This is a genomic window from Pseudoalteromonas sp. MMG006, assembly GCF_018101025.1.
Lineage (GTDB): Bacteria > Pseudomonadota > Gammaproteobacteria > Enterobacterales > Alteromonadaceae > Pseudoalteromonas.
Map to the genome: position 1 here is coordinate 1 of NZ_JAGJEJ010000039.1, position 5411 is coordinate 5411.

At 41.6% G+C, this 5411-nt stretch carries 4 protein-coding genes and 4 tRNA genes; 1 reads left to right on the forward strand and 7 read right to left on the reverse strand.

Annotated features, from left to right (window positions below; genetic code table 11):
* Positions 1-128 precede the first annotated feature (128 nt).
* The 7 genes from J8L73_RS19030 to murB all read right to left on the reverse strand — a co-directional run bounded on the left by J8L73_RS19030 (position 129) and on the right by murB (position 3368).
* A tRNA-Thr gene (locus J8L73_RS19030) sits at positions 129-204 on the reverse strand.
* An 11-nt stretch (positions 205-215) separates the two neighbouring features.
* Positions 216-290: transfer RNA gene (locus J8L73_RS19035), tRNA-Gly, on the reverse strand.
* 44 nt (positions 291-334) lie between these two features.
* Positions 335-419: transfer RNA gene (locus tag J8L73_RS19040), tRNA-Tyr, on the reverse strand.
* A gap of 40 nt (positions 420-459) precedes the next feature.
* A tRNA-Thr gene (locus tag J8L73_RS19045) sits at positions 460-535 on the reverse strand.
* A 117-nt stretch (positions 536-652) separates the two neighbouring features.
* The gene (locus tag J8L73_RS19050; RefSeq protein ID WP_211019428.1) at positions 653-1372 is read right to left on the reverse strand and encodes a type III pantothenate kinase; all 720 of its coding nucleotides are present in this window, start codon (positions 1370-1372) and stop codon (positions 653-655) included.
* Complete coding sequence (birA, locus tag J8L73_RS19055; protein WP_211019430.1) at positions 1369-2361, reverse strand: bifunctional biotin--[acetyl-CoA-carboxylase] ligase/biotin operon repressor BirA; 993 nt, start codon at positions 2359-2361, stop codon at positions 1369-1371. The genes J8L73_RS19050 and birA overlap by 4 nt, the downstream gene beginning before the upstream one ends.
* Positions 2358-3368 carry a UDP-N-acetylmuramate dehydrogenase gene (gene murB / locus J8L73_RS19060; RefSeq protein WP_211019438.1) on the reverse strand — a complete coding sequence of 337 codons (1011 nt, stop codon included), beginning with the start codon at positions 3366-3368 and terminating at the stop codon, positions 2358-2360. Before murB ends, birA begins: the two co-directional genes overlap by 4 nt.
* Positions 3369-3511: 143 nt before the next feature.
* Between murB and J8L73_RS19065 the strand changes: the two genes are divergently transcribed.
* Positions 3512-5353, forward strand: a complete 1842-nt coding sequence (locus tag J8L73_RS19065; protein WP_211019439.1) for a M1 family metallopeptidase — start codon at positions 3512-3514, stop codon at positions 5351-5353.
* The last annotated feature ends 58 nt before the right edge of the window (positions 5354-5411 follow it).

Sequence of the window (5411 nt, forward strand, 5' to 3'; positions counted from 1 at the left end):
GACGGAACCTATCAGTTTTGTGTATCTAAATTACATATGAAAATAATCCACCAAAGGTAGATTAAGTAAATTTTTTCAAATAGTATTTTCTGACAGATAAAGGAAGTAATCAAGGAGATTCTTAGGACTGGTGCTGATAGGCAGAGTCGAACTGCCGACCTCACCCTTACCAAGGGTGCGCTCTACCAACTGAGCTATATCAGCAACACAAGAACTGGAGCGGGCAGCGGGAATCGAACCCGCATCATCAGCTTGGAAGGCTGAGGTAATAGCCATTATACGATGCCCGCATAAAAATCTGTTCTTAAACTACCTCTAACCGTCAAGAATAAAGTGGTGGAGGGAGCTGGATTCGAACCAGCGAAGGCTGAGCCGTCAGATTTACAGTCTGATCCCTTTGGCCGCTCGGGAACCCCTCCACGATAATTCTCTACTAATTCACTTCCGGTAAAAGGAAAGTGGTGCCGACTAACCGAGTCGAACGGTTGACCTACTGATTACAAGTCAGTTGCTCTACCAGCTGAGCTAAGTCGGCACTGCTTTAGTACGGGGCGAGATATTAGAGTAAGGTTTATTGGGATGCAACAATAAAATTAAAAAAAATGTAATTTTTTACCTCAAATGCTCACAATTCATGCAAAACAGTGGTTTTTTATACTTTTTGGCCATGTTTACTCAGGTCGTGCCAATAATTTAAGCCTTTCATTACAAGTAGTGAATCAAAAATACTACCCGTAAATTGTTGCTGTAATAACGCGCCATAACCACCAGCAAAGATTATTTTAGGCAATTGACTACAATTATGCTGCGCTAAGTGACGCTTTGCTTGCTCAATTGCTCCAACTGTTGCTGCTAAAGCACCATTTTTTAATCCGTTAGGAGTGTTTTTCCCTAGCTTATCTTCAAATGGTGTAGTGCCATCATCAAATACGCGTTGAGTATTTTGCGTTAAAGAGGTGGTCATCAAATCAAGGCCCGGTAAAATCCACCCGCCTAAGTGAACACCATTATCAGCAAGCACATCAATAGTGGTGGCGGTACCTGCATCAACAATAATGCACGGCGTATCTGGGTAAAGTGTAAAGCCTGCTATAAGTGCAAGCCATCTATCTATACCTAAATTGCCAACGTGATCGTATGCACAGCTAAGCTTGCCTAATTGTTTTGTTACGTTGGCTTCAAAATTAGGAACCCCATGTGTGCTTGCCTGCGCCAATACCTCTGCCATTAATTCGCTTTTGCCTACGCAGGCATACACAACTTCAGTTATCTGCTGCCAAGGTAAATTGTTTATATTTGCAGGCTGTGCTTGCTGGTTTTGCCAAAGCACCGCTTTTAATGACGTATTGCCTACGTCGATGAGTAATCTCATGGTTGTGCCTTTCTTAGCGAAACTTCTCCGCCGTAGTAACTTTTTACCTCGCCGTCTTGGCGAATACGAATGCCTCCTTGTGGGTCTATGCCTTCACAGATACCGCGCCAACTTCTATGGCCTGTGTTGAGCTCTACCTGCTCGCCTGCAAACGCATTTAACGCATTCCATTGTTCGTACATTGCTTGTAAACCACTTTGACTGTACTGCAATAAACGCTTTTCTAAATAATACGTTAGTGAAGCCACCAGCATATTTTTATCAAGCTGTTGGGTGTGTTGATTTAAATCTGTCCATGCCTGATCTATATGTTGGCTAAAGCTTTCAGGCATTTGTAGGTTTATACCTATACCAATAACTAACTGGCAAGGCCCTTGTGGCTGCCCGTCTAGCTCAACTAATACGCCTGCAAGCTTTTGTTTATTTATATATATATCGTTTGGCCATTTAAGCTCTACGTCAATTTGGTATAACGCTTTAATTGCATCATAAACAGCAAGACCTACTGCGATTGATACACCCATAGCAGCTTGTAGCCCATCATCTAAACGCCAAAAATAACTGTAATACAAATTAGCACCGAATGGCGATTGCCAAACACGGCCACGTCGGCCACGCCCTGCTTGCTGCATTTCAGCCACAATGACCTTACCCGATTCAAGCTCCGCTTTACTTTGTATGCGGCGCATAAGCTCGCTATTGGTCGAATCGATAATAGGGTGCACTTCAACATTGGCCGTGCTCGCACCTAACGCTTTGTAATGCAGATCAATTTGTGTTTTATTTAAAAGGCCCACTTGGCTATTCAAGCAATAGCCTTTGCCGGTTACTTTAAAAATGTCCAAACCCATTTCTTGTAACGTTTTAATATGTTTACTAACCGCAGCTCGACTAATTCCAAGCTCTTCACCTAACGCTTGCCCAGATACAAAACCACCTAGGTTGAGTGCATTTAAAATAGCGAGCTTGTTTCCATCTGGCGCTTTCATTGTATGGGCTCCATTTTAATATGGCATTCGCTGTGTGTATCGATTAAACGCACTTCATGCTCTAGCATAATGTTATAACGGGCATGCACCGCTTGCTGAATATGTTTAATCATTGTTATGAGGTCGCTTCCTTCACTATTTCCATGATTAACTAATACCAAGGCCTGCTGCTTATGCACCTCAATACCTGCAACTCTGTACCCTTTTAAACCTACTTGATCAATTAGCCAGCCTGCCGCTACTTTATGGTGGCTTTGCCCGTATTCATAATGGGGTAAATCCGTAAATTGCGTTAATAGCTCACCTAAATGCTGATTAGTAATAATAGGATTTTTAAAAAAACTCCCAGCATTAGCCAATGTATACGGGTTAGGTAATTTACTATTACGGGTTTGTATAACTTGTTCAAACACAGCTGTTGGCGTAACACTGCTAAGCTGTTGTAAAGGCCCGTAACTTAATACAGGTTGCCATTTTTTAGGCAGTGCAAAATAAACGCGAGTGATCACCGCTTTATTTTTAAGTGAATGCTTAAATATGGAGTCTCTGTAGGCAAATTCACACTGTTCATTATTAAGTGCGTGCACGGCCTTAGTGGTTATATCGAAGTACTCTACTGACTCTACAAATTTTGCAATTTCAACACCGTAAGCACCAATATTTTGTACAGGTGATGCCCCCACGGTGCCTGGTATAAGTGCTAAGTTTTCAAGCCCTGGAATGTTTTTATCAAGCAAGTAACTTACTAATGCGTGCCAATTTTCGCCTGCGGCAACACTAATTAAAAAGTCATCTTCTCGTTCAGTAACTTTAATGCCTTTGGTCGCCATTTTTATTACTGTACCTGTGTAATCATTTAAAAAAACGGTATTACTGCCCTCACCTAATAAACAAAATGGGGGGCTAAAGCTTTGCGCTTTAAGTTGCTCAAGCTGAGTAATTTCAACAAAATTTTGGCATTGGCTGTTTAATGCAAATGTATGTAAGGAGTGTAATGAATACGCCACAAAGCTCTCTAAAGTTACCGGTAACTAATCGCAATAGTTTACCTCATCGTCGCAAATGTGGCACTAGATTGTAAAAATCACTCAACCCACTGCGGCAATCGTGATATAAAACCAGCACTTTTTTATTTGTGTTCAGGGTAATTATGAAAATTAAACCTCTTTTTTTAAGCCTCGCTATGGCAGGTATGTGTTCGCAAGCAATGGCTAATGCGATTGACCAAAACTCGTATGCTAACCTTGATGACGTTGTGACTACTCACTTAAACCTTGATTTAGATGTCGACTTTGCCGACAAGCAGTTAGAAGGTTTTGTTGAGCACACACTAAAGTGGAATAATTCAAAAAGTAAAACATTGGTACTTGATACTCGCGACTTAGACATTGATAAAGTAATGTATCAAGACGACGACGGCAGCTGGCACAAAGCAGACTATACACTTGCTAAGCGTGACGACGTAAAAGGTTCTAAATTAACAATTAAATTTAAAGATCAAGCTGCCAAAGCCCGTATTTACTACAACAGCCGCCCAGAAGCATCAGGTTTACAATGGCTAACACCAGAGCAAACAGCCAGCAAAACACATCCTTTTATGTATAGCCAATCGCAAGCTATTCACGCTCGTAGCTGGATCCCAGTGCAAGATACCCCTGCAATGCGTGTAACATATTCTGCGCGTATTCATACACCAAAAGATATACGTGCGGTTATGAGCGCTGACAACAAAGATGCACTTTATAAAGATGGCGACTACATTTTTGACATGCCTCAAGCGATTTCTCCTTACCTTATTGCCATTGGTGCGGGTAACTTAGAATTTAAAGCCATGTCGCGCCAAACAGGTATTTTTGCTGAACCTGAAATTTTAGATGCATCGGTTGCTGAGTTTAACGACACACAAGCCATGATCGACAAAACCAACGAAATGTATGGTGAGTACGCATGGGGTCGTTACGATTTACTCATGCTACCGCCTAGCTTCCCATTTGGTGGCATGGAAAATCCACGCCTATCGTTCATTACCCCTACTGTAGTGGCCGGCGATAAAAGCTTAGTTAATCTAATTGCGCATGAGCTTGCTCATTCGTGGTCTGGTAACTTAGTCACTAACGCAACGTGGGAAGATTTATGGTTAAACGAAGGTTTTACCTCGTACGTTGAAAACCGCATTATGGAAGAAGTGTTTGGCCGTGACCGCGCTGTTATGGAACAAGCATTAGATTCTGCAGGTCTTCGTGCTCAGCTTAAAACGATTGATGCGCCAGATACCCGCCTTAACTTAAAACTTAATGGCCGCGATCCGGATGATGCGTTTAGCTCAGTGCCTTACACTAAAGGCCAGTTATTTTTAATTTACCTAGAAGAAAAATACGGCCGTGATAAGTTTGACCCGTTTGTAAAAGCGTACTTTAAAGAGTTTTCGTTCAAATCGCTGACCACTGCGCAATTTGTTACGTACTTAAAAGCTAACTTAATTGAAAAATACCCAGGCGTTGTAAGCATGGATAAGGTAAATGAGTGGATTTTTGAGCCAGGTTTACCAAGCGATGCACCAAACCCTACTTCTGATGCGTTTGATAAGGTAGATTCTGTAACAGCAGCATGGCTAAAAGGCGACACAACTGCAGCTGAACTACCAACAGCGCAGTGGACAGTGCATGAATGGCTACATTTTTTAAATAATCTACCACGTGATTTAAGCTTAGATAAAATGAGTGAGCTAGATAATCAATTTAACTTAACGCAATCAACTAACGCTGAACGAGCTTTTGCCTGGTTTATGCTTGCGGTAGGTAATGGTTATCAGCCAATTTACCCTGCGCTTGATAAGCACTTATCAGGTATTGGTCGTCGTAAATTAATTGTTCCGTTATATAAATCACTCATCACTAACGGTAAAAAAGAGTGGGCACAAAGCGTGTACTTAAAAGCACGCCCGGGTTACCACCCACTTGCACAAGGTACTATTGACGCATTATTTAAATAACATAATAGCGTTAACTAAAAAGGGCCAAATTAAATTTGGCCCTTTTGTTTTTGTACTA

Bases quoted from the DNA above. Each gene is read 5' to 3' on its own strand.
- J8L73_RS19050 (WP_211019428.1), bottom strand. From the start codon at position 1,372: ATGAGATTACTCATCGACGTAGGCAATACGTCATTAAAAGCGGTGCTT.
- birA (WP_211019430.1), bottom strand. From the start codon at position 2,361: ATGAAAGCGCCAGATGGAAACAAGCTCGCTATTTTAAATGCACTCAAC.
- J8L73_RS19065 (WP_211019439.1), top strand. From the start codon at position 3,512: ATGAAAATTAAACCTCTTTTTTTAAGCCTCGCTATGGCAGGTATGTGT.